This is a genomic window from Mangrovibacterium sp. (assembly GCF_041596335.1).
GTDB lineage: Bacteria > Bacteroidota > Bacteroidia > Bacteroidales > Prolixibacteraceae > Mangrovibacterium.
In genome coordinates this window covers 49125-70412 of sequence record NZ_JBFHIT010000005.1, presented here as the reverse complement: position 1 = coordinate 70412, position 21288 = coordinate 49125, and the positions used below count along the sequence as shown (strand labels likewise).

The following is a 21288-nucleotide window of genomic DNA, read 5'->3' as shown; positions in this document are numbered from 1 at the left end:
GTTGCTACTGCTGCACTTTTATTTCTCTTTTAGCACCACATCGTCCCAATAGCAGACGCCATCGAAATCGGGAGAAATCGTGCAGCGCAAGGTCACTTCAGCCGACTCGCCACTGTTAAATATTCCTTTAAACACGAGCCACTCACCAGCCTTGGCATCAGCATCCAACTCAAATTTACAGCTTCCGTCAAAAGCTCCCTTGGTATCAAAAATGACCGTTCCCTTCGTGCCTGCCTCAACTTTTAACTGAATGCTCAGTTCGTAATCTGCATTTGGTTTTATCGCTACATTCTGACTTAAATCACTTGGCTTTCCATTTGCTTGCCCTTTGTATTGAAGAGAATAGTACCCCAGGTTTGTATGATCCAAAACTCGGGCAAAAGGCTTGGGGCTACGATTGTACCAATATTTAACCAGCGATTGTGTTGCAAGCTCAAACGACGCATTCTTTGCCAGGTTTCCCGATTCCGATTTAGAAATCTTTAGTGAAGAAATTACATTGTCGCAGCCAATGGCTTCCAGGTCAATCCGATCTTCCTTAAACGTCCAGGATTTCCCCTTAAAATCATCGTCTTCAAAACATTCAACCACAAACCCTTCAGGAATTTGAATCGAAGATATTGCGTCAGCTTCGACACCCTGCTTTTTCAGGTCAGCCTGTTTATAGTTGCCAGGCGGCAAGCTGCTGAACATTTTATTGAAGTTAATTTCGTTATGAAATGTTGGTAAATCAACCCCAAGCGTTTGCTTTACCATTTGTATCGAACCATCTTCGTTGAAATAAACCGGATCGAAGCAAACGGAACGATTGGTTGCTACGCCTCCTGACAGGCTCCCATTGTGATAAAACAAATACCACTGACCTTTATACTCAACAACAGAACCGTGCATGGTAATTATTCCGGTGTGTTCAACAAACACCCCTTTGGGCTCCCATGGCCCTAATGGGCTATCGCTCACGGAATACTGCATTTCGTTATAGGGCCGATGGTGATCAGGATAGATCATGTAGTATTTTCCGTTTCGCTTGAATACAAACGGTCCTTCGCGGTGTTCGTCGATACCGACCTGCTGAACCATTTCCCCTTCAATCTCCATCATATTATCCTCAAGCTTAGCCGTATAGCACTTCGCCTTAACAACGGCATAAAGATAGGCCTGCCCGTCATCGTCGATAAAAACACATGGATCGCAGAATGTCTCACCACCTTTCACATAGCCCTTCAACTTAAAACCTGAGGCCGGATTTTTACTGGTTGCAACGCCCAACTCCCAAACCATCTCTTTATTCTTATGTGGAAAATAGAAGTAATAGGTTCCATCTTTGTAAACACAATCAGGAGCCCACATATACCCTCCTTGTTCACATCCCCAGGGAACATCCCTCGAATGAAGAATTTCGCCATGATCCTTAAAGGTAATCATGTCATCGGTCGAAAATACATGGTAGCCATCCATGGTCGCATACCCTTTTGAAGGAGCCACATCGGTTGATGGATAAACATACAAGCGTCCATCGGCCCATACGCGTGCCGTTGCATCGGCAGTAAACATGTGGCTAACAATTGGGTTTGAACGACGTTTCTGAGCATCGACCATTGTTACTGATGCCAGAAGCATCAATGAGATAAGGAATGTTGTCTGTATTTTCAACTTCATCATAATTCAATTTACACGTCACAACTTATTGAGAGAAAACGCCTCAAAGTCGCTACGTTTATTTCCAGGTAATCTTTGCCTTTTTTGTCTCCGTGTTCACCCAAACACTTGCATGTTCAAATTCGCGGGTAAATTCCCAACCATCGGGGCTTACACGCTTGAAGGCTGCTTTTGGCGCGCCAAGAGGTTTTTGTAGTGCCGGATAATCGACCAGGTTTCCATCGCTTAAATTCCATCCCCAGTTCCATTGAAAATAAGAAAACGGTTGTGCACCAATAAGAAAACAGGCATGGTAATATTCCAATTGTTCCTTTGACCGTTCAACCATTCCGTTGGTATTTGTTTCCCCAATGGTTATGTCTGTTCTACCTTTACCTTTTGCTCCAAAACGATAAATCGAAAATTTTCCCGCCTTAGCAATTCGTTCCATATCGCCCCATTCTTTAAGAAGGTGTTCTTTACTGGTAACGGTATTATTATAATGCTCGAAAAAGAATCCATCGCAATGCGGAAAAACCTCTTTGGTGTCGGCAGCGTTGTTTCCAATCAATAGTTTATCAGTCCCCATTTTCTCCTTTAATCCAGCCATCATTTCGCCTTTGGCCTTTGCTATTTCAGCGATCTTATCATTCGGATAATCCATATTTAGCCCCACATTCATGCGGTCAATAAAAATTCCATCAGCACCCGATATTTTAACACCTTCAGCAGCCGACTCGACCCACCATTTGCGGAAGTCAGGATTTAAGGCATCAAAATAATACGAAAATGCCGGCTTGGTTTTTTCCCTTAATTCTCCTGTCTTTGGATTGACAAATAGAAATTTGGCTAATTCGGGGTTTTTAGCGATGCCCTCTGGTGTAAAATCTTTATTAAACCGAGGAAATGGCCATGCCAAATACGAATTATAATAGAACAGGACTTTAGACTCTGGCTTAATTTTATGAAACGCTTCCACTTCGTGCTTTGTGCCCAACACCTGGTCACCAAGCTGGTTGAAGGCATGTGATTTTTCAATGCAAATGAAATCGGTTCGTTCAGCGATAAACTTCACTTCTTCGGGTTCCAGCACCCGATCGATATCTCCGAAATGATAGTACATGGGGGTGGTTTCCCAACTGAATCTTGGGAAACTTGGCTTCGGTTCAAAAACAGTTCCGTCGCTAATCAACAACGATGATTTTTCGGTTCCGCAGGAATACAGCACAAACATAAAGCCTACTACGCTTAGTGTTTTAAAGATTCTGCTAAAAGTCATTTTCAAATTGACCCTTTCGGATCTTCTTCCAATTTTGATCAATTTCATACGATTGGTGTTTATTTTATTTCTCATTGAACGAATAAAGAATCTCATACTAAATCGGGGTTGAAAGCACTCCTGATATCAGGTCTGCATTCGATCGTTAATTCAGAACGTAAATTGTCATTTTTTGCATTATCAGACGCTTGTTAACGATCGACTTGCTTCATTGAATCCAATCCTTGTATTTTCTTATTCCAGACGGCCACATCATTTGTCTTTTCCTAAATGGGAAAGAATAAAATTGGAGCAAGAATCAGCGATCTCCTCAAACGATGGAGAGATGTTACCTCCGGAAAAACTGTGACCTCCGTTTTTGACAACCAATAATTCTACATCCGCATTTTTTTCCTTCGCCACCTTCAACATGTAATGAGAGTTGATTATAGGAAGCGTTAAATCTTTATCGCCGTGTAATAATAAAATAGAAGGGCTATTGGCTTCTAAAAATTCGGTTGGGCTTAGCAAACGCGCCAATTCCGGTTTTTCTTCTAAAGTTCCACCCAAAAGCCGTGTAAAAAGAGTCCCATTTTCAAAGATCGACCCAGGCCTTAACTCCGGATTTAAACAGGAGGTAAACGGAAAAAAAGAAGCGATACATTTAAATTCCGGGTGAATATCCGACAATTGTTCATCACCGGGGAAATATGAATCTGGGACTAAGGCGGTCACTAAACTAAGATGTCCTCCCGCCGAGCCGCCCCAAATACCATACTTATTCTCATCTAATTTAAACTGTTCCGCATTTTTCAAGAGAAACCTGGCGGCGTCTTTACAGTCGACCACCGATTCGTAAGTGGTCACAGGTGATCTCGCCAGACGATAATCGATTGTAACACACACAACCCCCTTATCTATAAGTTTTTGAAGAGTACCTAGATGCGCCTTTTTAAATATATTCTCTTTATTGCCACCGGCCCATCCACCACCATGCACAAATACCATCCAAGGTGCTTTTCCTGACCGACTTTCGGGCTTTGGATAGAAAATATCCATCACCAACCGCTTTCCATCTATCGTTTTATAAACCACATTTTTTTTGTAGTTGACTCCATCTACAAATCCATTTTCAGCGGCGGTTTGACCATAGAGCAAAGTTAGACTGGAAAGGAAAAAGACAAAGGAGAATGTCCAAAGCCGATAGCTTTTGAATACGATAATTGATTTCATGTATTTATAATTTGTTTTTTAATTTCCAGAAGCCCGCCAGTCAGGAGGAAATCTTCCTTCGTATTTCCGGTGTCATCCCAACAAACACCCAATGTTGTTCTTCAAGGCCTGAATGTGCCGGTATCGTCAATAGTCCGTTTTTTAACCAGTGAATTTCCCATCATGACAATTTCAATGACTGCCCCGTTTCCGAACGCCTGAAAAACAAGAAAAATGAGTGACAGCGTTTTCTTTTCCATCAGTTTGATGCGAATTGTTCGATTATTTTTAACTGGTTTATTCTCTGAAACCGGAAACTACCTCTTTAACACTTTATGTGAAAACTGCTTGTCGCCCTGCCGGATCTGAATAAAATACATTCCGTTTTCGAGAGAAGACAGGTCGAATGGAACAGTATTCGAATGGATTGAATCGATTTCATCTATTTTAACACCAAGCGAATTAAACAAGCTCGCGGTAAATCCATCGGCAGATGAATCGTAATCGGAAAGGGAAACATACACGATTCCGCTAGCCGGATTTGGATAAACACTACTTGACGAATTTTGAACCGTTTCGACAGCGGTGGGGCTTCCGTTGTAACAAGTCACCACTAACTCCGGAGCATTGCTACCAAACTCTTTGGAGTAAAAATCGATACCAGCCGTACTGGAAGCGCTAGGGTTTATCACCACCATTGTTATCACTTTGTCGTTATTGTACTCCTGCGCCACGTAAGATGAAACATCCCACTCGTTCCAGGTTGCTTTGCTGGTCGAAATTGTGGCACGCTCATTTTCATAGGCAGGTTTGTTGTTCCAGATAATTTCAGTTTCTGTCCAACTGTCGTCAGCAACATCGTACACACTGCGTTCTTCAATATAAGAAGTTCGCTGGTACAGCCTAAGTTTTGCCGACACCACCGGCCCGGTTAAGGAACTTAGGTCGAACTTAAAGTAGGCATATCGTCCGGTAGCGCCACCTTTCGTCACCAGCGAGGTAGCAGCTCCGTAGTTGGTTGAAGTAGAACCGCCATTCACATAAGTATCGGCAACGGTTGGCAGGGAAACAGAAGCCGTATTGTTGGCCACAACAGTTAAAACTCGTGTAGCGTTCGGAGCAGCAAAATAGGATTCGTTTCCAGCCTGCGACGCGGTAATCGTTGTCGTGCCGACTCCTACCACATGCACTTTTCCGTCCACAATGGTGGCAACAGAAGTGTTTGAACTGGCATAACTCACCGCCAAACCGGAACTTGCAGTCGCTGCCGGATCAAAGTCGTCGCTACCTACCACTTTATAAGGAATTGTGAAAAAATTGATTGTTTGCTCTTGTTTCGCGATGCCCGACTTCACCAGACTAAAATTATTGACTTTAAACGCGTTGGAAACACCGCCAAAAGAAACTTTCAAACTCTGAACCCCTTTATAAAGCACGGCATTGCTTGTGATGGTCGCAGTTTGCCAATCCGATTCGCCGGTTGAATTGGGCGAACCAAATGGAACTGCCACCTCACTTGTTGTTTCTTCGCCGGCAAAACTCAGCTTTACAGTTCCTCCGGCCTGAGAAGCCGCATAACGCATGGATATGGCATACTCCGCAGTCTCCGGAACATAGAGCGTATAAGTCACCCATTCACCACTCTCGATGTCCGTCAGGTTATACCCCCCTTCGGTGCAGGTTTCAATATCAACATCCTCAGCTGTACGGTATGCTCCGCCGGTATTCACGGCGTTTACATCGTGATACACACGCCCCTCTCTGCTCAGTTCAGCATAGTCGAAATTTTCAGCCTCAATGGTTGGCAACAAATTCATCGCGTACATGGGCAAGCCATTTGAGTCGAACCCGCTAATCGGATCGCCATAACAATAATCAGGGCGTCTTGCGGTAAGTCCACCCCAGCCAATGGCATCGTTCGACCATCCGGCTAGTTCGTATCCGCTAAGTTCGATTGCTTTATCACGCGCCCGGGTAATCCACTTTACCTCTTCGGCAGTTTTTAAACCACGCCCGTAGAAGTGAGCAACCGGCATTTCGAAGACAGGACGAGTGCTGCTAAAATCGCCCCTTCCATCCGGGCTAATTGCTTTGGAAAACCAACGGCCTGTGCGGTCGAAACGTTGGATAAACTCGCCCGAAGCAACGGTTGGCTCCCAGGCTGAAGGTTGATCATCGTAGCTTTGAATAGCCGATACATTATAGCGCATGTTATATTCCAATCCCAACAATAGCCGGTCATCTGAGTGCGCGTAAAGATCCTCGCCCTGATTCCAGGCCATTTCGGCCATTGAGGTCAGCAGGCCGATCCCAAAGGCGGTGTGCTGCTGGTCGCGCGAACTCTCCTGACATTGACCATTTTCCCAGATGTAATTGGTCATCACTTCATCGAATCCATAATCTTCAATTGAAGTTCCTGCAGTAAAGCTGTAAGTATCAGCATACTCAGTAGATGAAAGCAATGCAACACTTGTGTTTGGCCCGGAAGGATAAGGCAAATCATCCGAGCGGTGCGGCAATCCTTTAATGTACCTCAACGCACGTTCATACATGATTTCATTGTCGAGAAAAATGCCCATCGCCATCACCGTTCTCCAGGCCGAAAGTCCCTGATTACCATGGCGTGCAGCATCTCCCTTGTACGAATTCCAATAGAATGTTTTGGTCCCCGTAGGTATTGTTGTAGTCGAATAGCCCGGATAAACCAGCATGGCTTTAAAAGCATCAATATCGGCAGTGGCCCAGCCACTATAGGTGCTTTTAATGATTTCTGCGGCTTCAATCATAATATAGCCGATACCACCACTTAATGCATAAGTACCTCCACTGGTTACATTGGTTAAATTTTTCCAGGCATTGAAAATCTCGACGGCTTTGTCGGCATGACGGGTATCGCCGGTCACATACCAACAAATAGCATTGTAGTAGGCAGCACGTATATCGCTGTTCCATGCACTGTAATTCGTGCCGTCATCACGCCCTAGCTCGGTAAATGAAACATCTCCCTGCACCACGTAATCATAACTTGATTTTGAATCGGCAACCATCGTCTGGTAGGACGAATACCAAGGATCAATTTGAGCTTCTACCATGTATTTCATCCGGTCGAGGTCGGATTTTTTGTGGGTGATTCCCGGGTGCACAAACTGAGCATTTGCCGATGAAAAACCGCCCAAAAGGACCAATAGAATAAGCGACACGGAACAGAATAGGCGCGTCACGAGTAACAAATTGTGTTGAACTGATTTCAACTGTTGGCCAACCAGTTTTGACCGTTGATAGGTAATCCGTTTCATTTTAAATTAATTAGATTGAAGTTGTTGGTTTATCACTTCACCGTTGCTCTCGACCATAGGATTTGTCGTTCCGGGAAAAAGCAACACGTTGGTATTTGTTTGGTTATCCAGCTTAATATTTGCAGCAGCCACACCCGAACGTTGATAGTACGCATAGCCATTTCTGGTTGACAGTTCTATTACAAATGATTCCGGTATAAAAGATGGATTAGACGTTTTTATCACCACATGATGTCCTGTGCCGTTTATCGCTGCCAACAGATTGTTTGCCATTCCATTTCGGCTATCCAGGATGTCCATTTCGATGTAGGCATTTTTAGTATTTCGGTTCGTTACACAAAAAGCTTCGGCATATTTGGCATCGGCACTGCAATTAATTATCGTATCGTTGTTTCCTACATTAAAACCGGCGGCTACACAACTAGTTGCCCGGCAGTTCATTACTTTATCCGCGGAGGAGCCAAGTCCAGTACAAATGCCCCGACGCATCTGAAATACGGTACAGTTTTTCACTGTCGTATTCTGTGTTGAATGTCCTTTGTACTCGGGATAGATTCGAATACCGTCTTCGCTCAACGAAATAATTTCTCCGGGAAGGATTTTTCCATCATCAGCAACCGTTGTTCCTTCAATATAGCCGCCCTTTCCGGCGAAAAAATCCCGATCGAAACCATAGCCCGAAGTTTCTGCCAAAATAGCCTCCGTTGTGCGAAGCAAGCCATCCACATGGCAGTCATCAATGAGCGTATTTTCGGCTCCCTGCAAGAAGATGGCATGTCCCATAGCACGCATATGCACTTTGCAGCCAATAAGCTTGGTATTCTTTGCCGGATATCCGACCCGAATTCCGTTCATTTTGCGCACATCGCCGCCACCCAATCCATACAAATAACCATATCCCCAAGGGCTTGAGCCTGCAGTTCGGAGTTCAACGTTTTTCAAGGTAATATCGGTTCCGGCAATATTGAAGATTTTGTTTTTGCTCTGACGTCCGGCCTGGTCGCCATAGGTTTCAATGTATAAACCTTCGAGGGTAACATTGCTACCCGAAATTTCGATGACGCAGTACATCGAATTTCCGTCCCCGGCAGCTTGCAGGTCGGTGCGGCCGAATAGCTTGGTGTCCACCATGAACCGGCAGCCTGTTAAATCGAAATAAGAATTATTGCCGGTGATCTGCACAAAGCGGATGTTTTCCGCCTGGTCAATTTGATAGTTGCCCGGCTTTAGTTTGACCGTTACATTGTCCCGGCCGATGTAGTTTTTGAAATCATCCAGAGTTTCTATTTCAATTACGCTACTCTCAGCCGTTGAGTCGGGCTGAGCTTTCGTTTCGCAGGAAGAGCAAACGGCCAAAAAGATAACCGCGCTCCAAATAATTAGATGATAAGTTAGTTTAGATTTCATCAGACAATTAGTTTAGCTTTTGAATGTGCATGGTAAAACCATTGTTGGCTTTCAAATCAAAGGTTATTGAAGAGCCAGCTGTTAACTCCGTTTCCTCTATCCGGACGTGTGTTCGTGTGTTAACCGATTCATCGTCGGTATAAATTTTGGCTGAATAGCTTGCGCCTTCGGTCAGGAATGAAAAATCAAGGTCAACCTGCCGGGCAGTTTTCCCATTTATGCCGCCAATCCACCAATCGTTGCCTTTGCGGCGGGCAATTACGCCAATCTCACCAATTTCGGCAGTCAGCACTTTTGTTTCGTCCCAAACGGTAGGTACGTTATTGAAGAATTCCAACTCCGGTTCGTTGCCAATGGTGTTTGTATTGCCCCAAAGCGCATCGTCCTTAACCGGAGCTGCCGGTGCTTTATCGTACCAGTACAAAAACTGAAGCGGGCTAAAAATGCAAACCGTTTTGGCCAACTGCGATGCGTGTGAACCCATTGTTTCGACCCGCTTGTTGTAGTAACAAACCGTATTGTCGGCTGCGCCTGCCAACGAACGGGTAAACATGGTAATTAGCGTATGGCTGTTCGGAACGGTTTCTTCATCGCCACGTATTCCTTCCTGAGTAAGCAGGTTTGGATAGGTCCTGGAAAAACCGGTGGGCCGGTATTCATCATGCACATCGACCACCATTTTGTGTTCAGCAGTTTTTTTTATGGCCTCGTGCATCCAGGCAGTGGCGTGTTGGTCGCCCACACGCACAAAACCATATTTTATACCGGCAATGCCCCATTCCTGAAACAATGGCAAAATATCATCTAACTGTTTTTCGAGAGCGCGACGATTGACATACAACATTACTTTTACCCCTTTTTCCTTAGCGTAAGCTGAAACTGCTTCGATATCGAAAGGACCTTTCGAGCGTTTTGGGTCCAGGGTAACGGTAGTTGCATCCGAAGCGTTGTCCATTTCGTTGCCATACCAGCCGGCATCGAAATGCACGTATTGCATGTTATGACTCGCCACAAAGTCGATAGCAGCCAAACCACCCTGGGTTGTTAGTGTTCCCTCGCGCAAAACCTTTCCCGGCGTTATCCACGAATCATCTTCTATGGCACTCGGGTCGTTCAGGTTTTGAATGAGGTAGTTGTTTTCCAGTAATTCGCCGTAGCTGTCAGCCATCATTACAACACGCCATGGCGATTGAAAAGGTAACTTCATTTCTACCTTAGCCTCCTCGCTGCGTATGTTTTCAACCGCGCCGCTTACCAGGTCTTGTTTGGTATCTTCAATTTTTCCGTCGAGAGTTGAGACAATACTATTTTCTACCTCCTTGTTTGCGTTGAAGCTTAAGCGGGCATAATCAACCAACCGAGCTTCGGCCAAAGCAATTTTTATATCGTTGGCAACTTCAACCAACAAAGGGCGTTCACAGCCTTCCTTCAATTCCGACAACGGGATTTTATTGATTTCGCCTTGGGCAGTTAGCCTTCTTGGTTTACGTTCCGGGGTCGACCACACCATGTGGTCACTGGCAAACTGATAGCTAATCCGTTCATCGTCAACTTTAATCTCGGCGAGCTCGTTTTGAGCCGGAATTTCGTAGGCAAAAGCGACCCCTTCGTTGTAGGCACGGCAAATAAGATTAAGCTTCGCGCTTGAACTTTCCAGGTAGATTTTCACCTGATTGTAGTTGTCGGGGATTGTGCTTCGTTCGCCAAAATTTGTTGTCCATTCATTTTGAACCAATTTCTCTTCCACATTTTTTACGGCAAACGCTTGGCTAAAATCAATGTCCTTCGATCTGATTTCGAGAACGGAAGGCAGAATAATTTCGCTGTGTTTGTATTTTACAGTGAATGTGATTTGCCCATTTTCTGTAAGTTCAGATGTTGGAAAGACGGACAGTGTATTTTGTCCGTCGGGCGATTGGACCACTATTTCGTTTTGCTTGGAGCAGGCAAAAAACAAGATCGTAATTGCCAGTAGGTAGACTAATTTTCTTTTAAACATCGCACTGATTGATTAAGCTGATTTAATATTATTCTTGGGTTGTAAAAACGGCTGCAGGCAATCCACTTTGGTTGTAAAGGTTTGCCCCTTCGGGGTTTGATGACCAGGCATAGCGAACGGCCTGAGGGTGTTCCACCTCCGGATGAAAGACTTCAACTTGATTGGTGCCAATAATTTTAGCTTCAGCATTTTTCCAGATTCCGTCCGGGCCACATATCTGAAACCACTTCAAGGGTTCGTCCACAAGCAGGGCGTCGGCCATCAGTTCCTTTTTACCCACCATCAAACCAGAACCAACCTCTAAAAATTCGATGACCATTTTGTTGCCAGCCACGCTGGATGATTTATAAAGCGGCCCGCTGACAACGGGAATGTCGAACCCGTAGCAGTCTTTCAGTGCCCAAAGCGACAGCCGCTTGCCGGCATCCATTTTGTTGTGCGGATGCACATCTTTTGCTTCGCCAATGTCGTGCAAAACGGCCATGCCTGTGTTTGGCAGGTCCAAGCCCCGGCGCAGGTAGTCGTTCACCATGGCCCAGCCCAAATCCGATCGCTCATCGGGAACCTCATATCCGGCCAATTGAGTCCAGTAGAATGGGATATCGCCCAGCCCCCACTCTTCGCGCCAACTGGTTATTAATAGTTTGAAGTATTTTTCGTATTCATTCTCGAGGAAATGAGAATTGCTCTCGCCCTGATACCACAGCACCCCTTTGATGGCGTAAGGAACAATAGCCGAAATCATGGCATTGTGCAGGGTGGCCGGAATCTGCTTGTTTTTAAGAGGATGCTCAATCGGATACGGGCGGCTTGTGTTTTGTCCGCTTTCCTTCCATTTGTCAAACCGTCGTTGGAACGAAGTATCCACATAGCTTTCCGGATCGCCCATCGTAGCAACTTGCTCTGCGATCTCGTACCGGCTGTGTTCGAAATATTCCTTCAAGCCCTCATCTGTTTGATAGACCTTTTCCGAAAGCCAGGGTTGAATTCGGGTTCCGCCCCACGAGCATTCAACCAGGGCAACCGGAACATTCAACTTTTCACGAAGCTCTTTGGCAAAGAAATAACCGGTAGCCGTAATTTTACCGATATCCGCGGGGGTTGCACTAACCCAATTGCCTTCAAAATTTTTCTTTTGGCCGTAAACCGAAGTCGTTTGGGGAACTTCGATATGACGTAACCAGGGATCGTTGGCGGTAGCCACCTCGTTGCGAAAATATTCAACCAGTGGCTGATATTTCTCTTCGCGGGCATCACCTAAAAACTTTTCCATGGCAAAATCCATGTTCGATTGACCGGTACACAGCCACACTTCGCCGGACAACACATCGTTGATTACCAACCGGTTTTCGCCGGCAATAGTGATTTGGAAAGGCCCCCCGGCGTCGGGTGTTTTCAGGCTCACACGCCAGCTGCTGTCGGCCAGAGCAACGGTTTCGGCTTTCTCACCCCAGCTGGTTTCGATCGTAATTTTTTCATCGGGATCAGCCCATCCCCACACCGGAATTGTGCTATTTCGCTGCACTACCATACCATCAGAAAACAAGGCATTGGGACGAACAATCGATTGCGCAAACAGAGGCAAAAGAAGAGTTACAAGCGATAGAAAAGATTTGAAGTTCATAGTTGGTTTGATGTTTGGTTATGAAATATTCACCGGCCTCGAGCTCTTCGGATCACGAAGCCGGTGAATGACTCGTTACAGCTTCACAGTCAGCTCAGTTCCGTTAAACGTTACCGGCTCTTGCTTGTCTGTGCCTATTTTTTCGATAATAAAATTCATTGGTGTACTGCCGAAATCGACAAAACTTCCTTCACCCACACTCAATCTCAGTTCGTTGGCAGCTTCAACATAACTGAAAACGATTTCGGAATACTCTCCGTTTTCGTAATCGTACGTTTCGTTATCGTCGAGGTAGAGAGTGTATTGGGCATCTTTTCCCGGATATATTTTAATATGAACTGGCTCGTCGGTTGTTTGCGTGGCGTACTGAACCTTAGGCCCCATCGGAATGATTGCCCCTGCTTTCACAAAAATTGGCGTGCTATCGAACGATGCCTCTACGGTCGTTTTTTTATTTCCCGACACTTTTTCATTCGTCCAGAAATTGAACCAGTCACCCTCGGGAAGATAAACCTCTTTGTTGCGTTGCTGGTACTCAGTCACAAAAGCCACCATCATCGACTCGCCAAAGAAAAGCTGGTCTTTGATCGCCCAGGTATTTTTGTCGTTAGGAAAATAGTAGGCCAGCGGGCTCATCAACAAGTGGCTGTCGTTGGTTACTTTCCAGGCTTCGGAGTAAATGTATGGCATTAGCTGGTAACGCAGGTCGATGAATTTGCGCGCCATATCTTCGAACTCCTGACCGTAGCGCCAGATTTCGGTTTCGGACACATAGCCGTGAATACGGAAAATGGGGCTGAACGTACCAAACTGAAACCAGCGTGTAAGCAGTTCAATAAATTCGGGGTTGGTGTACTGGCTGTCGAACTGCGGATTTATTGATTTAGAATCGCGGAAGAAACCGCCAATATCGTGCGTCCAGTAAGGAACTCCGGCCATTGTAAAATTCAGACCTGCAGCAATTTGCTCCGAAAATTGCTCCCAGGAAGCCTCCACATCGCCCGACCACGAAGTAGCTCCGTAGCGTTGCTGTCCGGCATAGGCCGAACGTGTCAGGTTAAATACGCGCTCATTCGGAAATTCGGCTCTTCGTCCCTCGTAAACAGCTCTTGTTACTTCCAGTGAATATGGGAGTTGCACCTCCTCATAAGGCCCTACCGCGGTGGTTACTTTTGTGTTGTTGACCCCTTCCGGCTCTGTTCCATCGAGCCAAATGGAGGCGACTCCCAATTGGAACATCGAATCGCTCAACATGCGGTAAAAACTCGCTCTGATTTCGGGATCGTAAATATCGATATAGTTGCTGCTTTCAATTTTTCGAAGACCATACTGCTGCTCCAAAGCTTCGTTTTTCACTTCGGGCCAAACCGACACCATCAATTTCAGGTTGAGCTCTTTCAACTCATCAGCCATGGCTTTCGCGTTCGGATATTTCGCGCGGTCCCACTCCGGCCCCTTGGTTCCTTCGGGCCAGTAAAACCAATCCTGCACAATATTGTCGAACGGAATTTCGCGTTTTCTCATTTCGCGCGCGTTCTCCAACAATTCATCCTGGTTGTGGTAACGCTCGCGACATTGCCAAAAGCCATAGGCGCTTTTTGGGAACATGGGCGCTTTTCCAGTGAGGTTTTGATAGTTTGCTACAACCTCTGCTGGATTCCCCCCCTGCACGAAATAATAGTCCACCGAATTTCCTTTTTTACTGCTGAAAACCGTTTTATTGAAATCCGGTTCGTTGTAAAACAACCTTCCGGGAATTTTAGCACCGGTATTCTGAAATACCACTTTGTAAGCTTTTCCGGCTTCCAGATGTTTTTTACCCGAATAGCGTCGGGGCATCCAGATGGTTGAGTAATTGATGATTTCATCGCCGTCGATCGACACGATGATTTCACCCCGCATACGGCCATTAGTGTCGCTGAGTGCCATAAACGCGTACTCGCCTGTTTTTTCCGGAGTGAAGGTTGTTTCGCGAAGGTTTTTCTCCATCGCCTCTTTTGAAGCGTAGGCTGCTACGTTTTCTTTTTCGCCGGCAACCGGAACATGATTTTCGTTCTTCTTGGTATCAACGGCAACAGTCTGCTCAAACTCAATCTCGTATTGCGCCTTGTTAATATCCGTGAGGCTGTAGTTGTGCCAGTATATTCCATAACCGTTGGTCGACACCAAAAACGGAATAGCAATTTCCTGATTGTATTGCTGAAGGCGGATCGGCACATTTTTCCAGTTCATAATACCACTTTGAAACTGCCCCAAACCATACAAAGCCTCATCGCCCGCCACAAAGGCTTGCGAAATAATATTTTCATCAACGAGTTCCGACTTAATATAGCTTTGCTCTTTGGTTTCGGCCAGCAGATGCTTTCCGTTTGCATCTTCATATGCGATTGCACCGTCGCTTTTAACCAAAACATGAACCATAGCAGTGCTGATGATTAACTGGTCAGTGCTCTCTTCAATCTCCCAGGCTACTTCCTGCGGCTCCAAAACAGTAACATAGTCCGGCAGTTCACGGGGCTCTGTCCCCACTAAATGTTTCTGAACGTGGATAATGGATTCATCGATGATTTCGATATTCACCACCACACTATCCAGTTGAATGTTGACGCCATGCGCTGTTTTTTCAACCTGGTACGTAAACTTCGATTGGCAGGCGCCCAGCATAAACACCAGCCCCAGTAGCCCCAGTAACGATTTTCTTAATTTCATTGTTGATATAGGTTTGTTCATTCTACTTTATTTTTCATTAATTGATCAGTTCACTGGCTGCAACACATTCCATGTTCGAACGCCGGTTTAATTATCCAGGCGCTCATTTGATAGGTGTTACCGGCTTATTCACCACAACTCCTTCACCTAGTGTATATTCAATTGGCTTGATCGTGCCATCGTCATTAAATTCCATTTTTTCGAAACAGGACGAACGACGGTGAAATGTTCCATCGTTCACATCGCCACGCTGGTAGAAAAAGTACCACTGCTTGTTAAACTCAATGGCCGACATGTGTGCAGGCGCGTCTTTTTGTTCTTTGGTGATGTAGCCTTTAAACTCGGCATATTTTTCGGCAGGTAGCGGCGAGTCGGCCATCCAGTAACCGGTACGCCAACCCTTTCGGCCCATGAAATAGTATTTGCCATCGCGTTTGAAGCAATGCACCGCTTCGGCGACTTCTTCCTCGCTCAACCGAAGCCAGGGGCCATCCAGTTCAATCATGTTATCCTTCAATTTCGCCCCCATCACATGGCGGCCTTTGTCGCCAATATCAAACTTGGTGTCGTTTCCGTAAATGTATGCCTGCCCATCGTCGTCGATAAATACAGTCGGGTCGAAAATAGTCGTGATTTTATCGGTCACCGCTTCCTCCCATGGTCCCTCCGGATTTCGGCTTTTCGCTACACCAATATGAGTTTTGTCGAAGGGAAAATAAAAGTAGTACCAGCCATCTTTGTAAGCTACATCCGGCGCATTCATTTGTCCGTGCGCCCATGAATATTCGCGGGGCTTCAATACAACTCCATGATTCGTCCAGGTTTTCAAATCTGACGATTCAAGCACTACATAGTCCTGCATAGGGCTATAGTTAAGAGCGGTATCCTGATCGTGCGAGCAGTACACATACACTTTTCCGTTGTACACCTCTGCCGCCGGGTCGGCCACATACAAAAAGCCGGGTTCACCTTTCTTCAGAATCGGGTTATCCTGAGCATTCAATTCCAGCACTGAAAATAAGACCAATAACAAGGTTAGTCGACCAGTAATTCTTATCATTTTCATCATTTTTCGTTTAACATCATTCATTCAAATCCACAAAAAGCGACTTCAGAACTTGGCTTAATTCCCTCAATCTGTTGTTTGAAAAAGTTCCCGTCAGGATCGTCGGGCTTTTTTATGGCACGTTTAATAATCGCAAATAATCAGTCCCGAAAAAATGGCCAATACCATTGCGTTTGTGTCTGTTTTAAACATGAACTATTTTTCAAACTCACTCTTGAATGCGGAAAACATTCGGACTTAGCCATCCATATCACTCCATTTCAGTCAGTTTTATTACCATATTCCAGGTTTTTGTTCCATTACCAAATCCTCCCGGACCATCCATTGTAGCGAAGAAAATATGCGTAGGTTTCCCGTTTTCGATCAATACAAAAGGTCGTTCCAGTTGACCCTGTTTGATGGTTTGTCCGTTGTCCCATTTTACGTTGCGGGTATAGGCCAGCGGATTTTTGTCCAGTTCCCAGTGAATGCCATCGTTCGAGTGCGCCAATACCCCACCGTGATGGCTTCCGTTTATCTTCCCGGTCATGTCCTTAGCAATCATGTGATAACCATTATCATCGCTCCACAAATGCGGGTCTTCCACCTCGCCAAACTTAGCTGCAGAAAACAGCGGCTCATCGCCCATGACCGTGTAAGGTCCAACGTACGACGGCGCAGTTGCCACACCAATAAACTGGTCGGTTTGTTTGATCCCGTCATCGCGATAACTGCGGCCTTTGAACAAGAGCACCACCGAGCCATCTTCCTTTATTAAAGGTGATGGATTGGACGTGAGAAAACTATAAAAGCTGTTCGGCTTCACATCCAGAATCGGTGCATCTAGCCTTTTCCATGGGCCATCGGGACTTTTTGAAGTCGCAATACCAACCCGTTTGCTCCAACGACCGGCAATGCACCATTTGCTGGATAAAGTCAATTCACCGACATTATCTTTGGTAATGTCCTCAAACGGGTGAGTAGAACCCATGTAGTACAGAATGTATTCATCGTTATACTTTACAATTTTCGGGTTGTGGCACGAACGTCCGTCCCAAAACTGAGCACCACGGGCACCCAACGCTACGTCCTTAAATTTGTACGGGCCTTCGGGAGTATCGGAAACCGCGTGAACGATTTCGGAAGCAATCATCCAGCCCGGATGAAAAGGCAGGTACTTTGGCCAGCGAGAGGCAAACATATGATAGTTACCGTCGTCGCCCTTAACAACCGAGCTGCCCCAAACCCAGTAGTCGTCCATTTCGAGTCCGCCACCGATGGGAGCTTCACCCAGCCGGCTGTATATTTCATTTTGAGCACTTACGGATAATGCGAGAACGACAAAAAGAATGCTGATTACTAATTTCATATTTTTTTCAATTTAACTCTTCATCTGCGATTTACACTATAATTACATCACGCACAACACGTTGCCGCCAACTAAATCCAATTCCAATACGTTATTCCGATACCTGATTTTCACTTTTTGGCTATTTAAAGCAACAAGTTTTAGTTGCACGAATTCTCCCTCTTTCCACTCCATTCCGACTGTAATTGTTCTTGACGAATTAATTTCTTCAGGACATGCAAACCACTAATTATTTGCCTGTTCTTCTCTTATAATTTCCCCGTTCAACAACTCTTTAACCGAGACTTCAATACGATTCCCATCTCCTTCCAGGCCATTAAATGATATCACCTGCACCCTTCCGTCGAGCAGCTCAACGATCAGGTGGTTAGCACTTTTTGCTGTTACCGATTTAATCACCGATTCACTTTCGTAGGGTTCAATAACCGACAAGTAGCGGGTTTCCTTCCCTTTTGTTCTGGCAGCCAGTGTTTTTCTCCTCGAGGCTTCATCACCCAGCGGAAAATCGCCCCCGATTTTGGCTTTGAATAAGAGGGCGTCGATCCCGGACAAATCGATTGTAGCGGTGGCCTTTACGTTCCTGTTTTCAGGCATTCCCGGGGTGGAGTAGTCCATTCGTTCTCCCTGAATCTTAACCGGACCGCCATAGTAATCCAGTCCGACAGCAGCTGGTTGCAACATATTGTTGTATCTGACAGGCAGTGACGACAAAAACACCTCTGATCCATCTTTCAACACCACTTTGGCATTTCCCCAGAAAATGGTGTTGTTTTCAGAATTTCCGACTTCGGTGGTCAGCACCAATTCGTTTTTGCCAGCTACATCCACCTCAACATCTTTAGCGCCCAACACCCAGGCTCCGGTGCTGTCGTTCACCAGAATCTGCTGATCGGCAGCCACACTGTACCAAACTCGTTTATTGACGCCAAAAGCTTCGGGTGTAGTCCCCAGCATAATTTCATTTTGTCGGGGCCAGGCATTAAACACATCGATTTTGAGCGGGCCGTCTTCACAATTTCGCATGCGGGCACCTTCGTTGTCGCACCCCGGGCCGAAACACATTTCAAATTTGGAGCGAGCTGTTCCGTCGGTTTTGTACCAGTCGCAATCGGTCGTAAACTGAGCAGCTCCCAACGGATCGGTATTCCACTGGTTATCGTGACGCAGATTCTCTTTTTTATCGGCACTAAGCTCTTTGAATCCTTTAATCTGCATCAACCAGTCGTAGGTTCGAACCGAGTCAGATTGAAGGTAATCGGCCAGCACAATATAATCGTCCATCATCACCATTAATCGGCGTTGGGTAATTGAGTCGGTGTATCCGGTGACCTCGCCATATCCAGGATGTTCCTCTGGAATAAACAGGCTTCGGTTTTCTGACCACGCTTTCTCCTGAACGGTAACCGGTTTGCCTCCGTAAACCATCCCCATATAGGGAGGATTCATCCAACGTGCTTTCGACTCAACAGCAGTAGCTTGCATTAGGTCGCCGGTATAAAACAACTTTCGGAAACTCTCCGAAGGCTCCTGCATTTTTTGATCGACCACCACCATATTTTTGTTGATTGAAGCCTGAACCAAAAACTTGTACAAGTACGACGAATAGCCATACCAATACATCTCCGGATTGTAGAAACTGCGTCCATAGCGCATCATGCTAATCAATTGGGTACGGTCGTAATGTCCGTGTCCTCCTCCGTGAGTTCCATAGTGCAGTACCGCTTGAATTTGTTCGCGCTGCTCCCTATTTTGCTTTTGCGAGCGTAATTGCACAATGCCCATATTGTCGGCATAGGCCGATTTACCGGTTTTTTCTGAGGATGCTTCGGGCAACTCCGGCACACCATAAAGCAAATCTCGTTTTTGGCCTCGACGAACAATGGCGGCATATTCCGGATCGCGATACAGGTAATAAGCCAATTCGTAATCAGCGCCGGTAACCAAAGCCTCGGTGGCGTCATTCACGGCAAACATCACACCTCGATAGTCGAGAAAGTCAAGCGGTGCATCCCACATGTCTTTTATGCTGATTGCGTTGTTATTAAGCGTACCCCATTTCATAAAATTCATGCCCCACAAGCCCGGTCGGTTTCTGCGTGGCAACAGCGAATGATTGGGAGTGGTTCCCAGGGGCAGTAATTTATCGGTGAAGTTGATTCCCCAAGGTTTAAGCGCAATGGCAATCTGTGAAAACATTCTGGAACACCAGAGATTGTAGCCAACAGCACATTCGTGCCACCAACCATCGTTCAGCACACCCTGGGCCAACTGCTGATAAATACCGGTGGGCATATTTAAGATGTATTCTGCCAGATGTAAATCCTGAATGGAAAGCGCACAGTAAAAGGCGCCTGACAATTCGCTTAAATCCCAGTTTCCAATAGCTCCGGCGCTATTCTGTGTAATGGCCACATCAATATACAAACGGAAGGTATTTTCGATTAGCTGTTCATCTTCAGCTGTTAACAAACCGGCGTCTACAATCATATCATATCCCCGTGCTACATTTTGAAAAAATCCTCCCTCTTTTACAAAGTTCGCTCCACCTGCACGCAAGGTTGTCGGATAGCCATTTTCGGCATTTGACAGCCGCTGCAAAAACAGTACACATTTTTGGGCATACTCTTTATTACCCGTTAGCTGCCAGGCAATCGCGCAATGGAACATCTCTTCGGCATCTTGCTCACGATACAGATGTTGACCAAACTGATGGTCGCGCGTTGGAGGAGAGGCGGACACCTGGGGCACCAGCCAACGCTGAGCTCTTTGGTCGTATTCCAACGCCTGTTCTTTTGCCCACTTATATTTCTCGATTTTATCCCTTACTTTTTGCCATTCATCGGGTGTAAAAAAGATATTCGGGAAAGGGACTTTTACTGCTGTTGTAAATTGAAGTGTTGCTGCAGCCGAACCTTTTCCGTTAGGAATAGCCTTTAAAACCTGTTTTTCGCGAACCCCCTCGGGCAACTTTGCAGGCACGTCGACTATAACTTTGCATTTTTTGATCTGATTGGGCATCAGTTCAACACCTACCGGCTCAACCACTGCCTCCATCGATTCCCATCCATACTTTGAAAACGAGAATTGTACGTATTGTTCTTCCGAGCTGGTATTCCCAACCTCAACTTCATACTCCACTTTTCCGCCACCACCAACTGATTTCCCTTTGATCGGGGCATCCACATAAATTAACTCACCTTTTGTAACCTGAACGTTTCGGATCGGGATCGTTGGGTTTTGTGGTGAATCGACCGTTATAACCAGCTTTTTTACAGCTTGCAGGGTTTCCCCTTTCTGCCCTTCGGTTAAATCAAACAAGTCCCAGGGAATATAGACCGATTGCCATCCGGATCCTGCGATCTGAACTTTTGCGGTGCTCACCGGATTCAACACATCCGCATCCTGTTCGGCTACTTCAAATGCAAGATCAATAGCCGCATTCCCTTCGTTCACCAGGTACACTTCAAAAGCTACTCCGGCATATTTGCTCCAGTCTGAGGCATGTCCGTAAACGGCCTTGAATCCCCGATATTGGTGTTCCCCATCAGGATAGCTGAAGCTTATTGGAGCTCCTGATTCAATTAATGCAGCATCATTCTCTCCTTTTGAAATTCCGGTCCAGTCAGAAAAATCGGGTTGCCCCACAAAAGCTACCGGTTGCGCCTGAACCAAGCTTACAAAGCTTATCGCTATTAATATCAGTCGTAGTCTCATCATTCTAATTCCTTCGC

12 protein-coding genes are annotated in these 21288 nt (G+C 45.8%); all 12 read right to left on the bottom strand.

Going from position 1 to position 21288, the window contains the following annotated elements; all coding sequences use genetic code 11:
- Window positions 1–18 precede the first annotated feature (18 nt).
- Window positions 19–1659 (bottom strand): family 43 glycosylhydrolase, encoded by a 1641-nt coding sequence (locus ABZD21_RS03345; protein ID WP_372772905.1) that lies wholly within the window; start codon window positions 1657–1659, stop codon window positions 19–21.
- Window positions 1660–1717: 58 nt separating this feature from the next.
- Window positions 1718–2965 (bottom strand): putative glycoside hydrolase, encoded by a 1248-nt coding sequence (locus ABZD21_RS03340; protein WP_372772904.1) that lies wholly within the window; start codon window positions 2963–2965, stop codon window positions 1718–1720.
- Between the two features lie 204 nt (window positions 2966–3169).
- Complete coding sequence (locus ABZD21_RS03335; protein ID WP_372772902.1) at window positions 3170–4129, bottom strand: alpha/beta hydrolase fold domain-containing protein; 960 nt, start codon at window positions 4127–4129, stop codon at window positions 3170–3172.
- 296 nt (window positions 4130–4425) lie between these two features.
- A complete protein-coding gene (locus ABZD21_RS03330; RefSeq protein WP_372772900.1) occupies window positions 4426–7404 on the bottom strand; it encodes a DNRLRE domain-containing protein in 2979 nt (992 codons plus the stop codon).
- 6 nt (window positions 7405–7410) lie between these two features.
- Window positions 7411–8811 carry a hypothetical protein gene (locus ABZD21_RS03325; protein ID WP_372772898.1) on the bottom strand — a complete coding sequence of 467 codons (1401 nt, stop codon included), beginning with the start codon at window positions 8809–8811 and terminating at the stop codon, window positions 7411–7413.
- Window positions 8812–8818: 7 nt separating this feature from the next.
- Entirely contained in the window at window positions 8819–10810 is a 1992-nt protein-coding gene (locus tag ABZD21_RS03320; RefSeq protein WP_372772897.1) for a glycoside hydrolase family 97 N-terminal domain-containing protein, read from the bottom strand.
- A 28-nt stretch (window positions 10811–10838) separates the two neighbouring features.
- Window positions 10839–12434 carry a sialate O-acetylesterase gene (locus tag ABZD21_RS03315; RefSeq protein ID WP_372772895.1) on the bottom strand — a complete coding sequence of 532 codons (1596 nt, stop codon included), beginning with the start codon at window positions 12432–12434 and terminating at the stop codon, window positions 10839–10841.
- Between the two features lie 75 nt (window positions 12435–12509).
- Window positions 12510–15143, bottom strand: coding sequence for a TIM-barrel domain-containing protein (locus ABZD21_RS03310; protein ID WP_372772894.1), 2634 nt, complete (start codon window positions 15141–15143; stop codon window positions 12510–12512).
- A 103-nt stretch (window positions 15144–15246) separates the two neighbouring features.
- Window positions 15247–16203, bottom strand: coding sequence for a family 43 glycosylhydrolase (locus ABZD21_RS03305; RefSeq protein WP_372772892.1), 957 nt, complete (start codon window positions 16201–16203; stop codon window positions 15247–15249).
- 256 nt (window positions 16204–16459) lie between these two features.
- Window positions 16460–17557 carry a glycoside hydrolase family protein gene (locus tag ABZD21_RS03300; RefSeq protein WP_372772891.1) on the bottom strand — a complete coding sequence of 366 codons (1098 nt, stop codon included), beginning with the start codon at window positions 17555–17557 and terminating at the stop codon, window positions 16460–16462.
- 42 nt (window positions 17558–17599) lie between these two features.
- A complete protein-coding gene (locus ABZD21_RS03295) occupies window positions 17600–17731 on the bottom strand; it encodes a hypothetical protein (RefSeq protein ID WP_372772889.1) in 132 nt (43 codons plus the stop codon).
- 51 nt (window positions 17732–17782) lie between these two features.
- Window positions 17783–21274, bottom strand: coding sequence for a hypothetical protein (locus tag ABZD21_RS03290; protein WP_372772887.1), 3492 nt, complete (start codon window positions 21272–21274; stop codon window positions 17783–17785).
- Window positions 21275–21288 lie beyond the last annotated feature (14 nt).

Excerpts from the sequence above, each read along its gene's own strand:
- ABZD21_RS03345 (WP_372772905.1), bottom strand. The coding sequence starts at position 1,659 with ATGAAGTTGAAAATACAGACAACATTCCTTATCTCATTGATGCTTCTG.
- ABZD21_RS03340 (WP_372772904.1), bottom strand. The coding sequence starts at position 2,965 with ATGAAATTGATCAAAATTGGAAGAAGATCCGAAAGGGTCAATTTGAAA.
- ABZD21_RS03335 (WP_372772902.1), bottom strand. The coding sequence starts at position 4,129 with ATGAAATCAATTATCGTATTCAAAAGCTATCGGCTTTGGACATTCTCC.
- ABZD21_RS03330 (WP_372772900.1), bottom strand. The coding sequence starts at position 7,404 with ATGAAACGGATTACCTATCAACGGTCAAAACTGGTTGGCCAACAGTTG.
- ABZD21_RS03325 (WP_372772898.1), bottom strand. The coding sequence starts at position 8,811 with ATGAAATCTAAACTAACTTATCATCTAATTATTTGGAGCGCGGTTATC.
- ABZD21_RS03320 (WP_372772897.1), bottom strand. The coding sequence starts at position 10,810 with ATGTTTAAAAGAAAATTAGTCTACCTACTGGCAATTACGATCTTGTTT.
- ABZD21_RS03315 (WP_372772895.1), bottom strand. The coding sequence starts at position 12,434 with ATGAACTTCAAATCTTTTCTATCGCTTGTAACTCTTCTTTTGCCTCTG.
- ABZD21_RS03310 (WP_372772894.1), bottom strand. The coding sequence starts at position 15,143 with ATGAAATTAAGAAAATCGTTACTGGGGCTACTGGGGCTGGTGTTTATG.
- ABZD21_RS03305 (WP_372772892.1), bottom strand. The coding sequence starts at position 16,203 with ATGATAAGAATTACTGGTCGACTAACCTTGTTATTGGTCTTATTTTCA.
- ABZD21_RS03300 (WP_372772891.1), bottom strand. The coding sequence starts at position 17,557 with ATGAAATTAGTAATCAGCATTCTTTTTGTCGTTCTCGCATTATCCGTA.
- ABZD21_RS03295 (WP_372772889.1), bottom strand. The coding sequence starts at position 17,731 with ATGGAGTGGAAAGAGGGAGAATTCGTGCAACTAAAACTTGTTGCTTTA.
- ABZD21_RS03290 (WP_372772887.1), bottom strand. The coding sequence starts at position 21,274 with ATGATGAGACTACGACTGATATTAATAGCGATAAGCTTTGTAAGCTTG.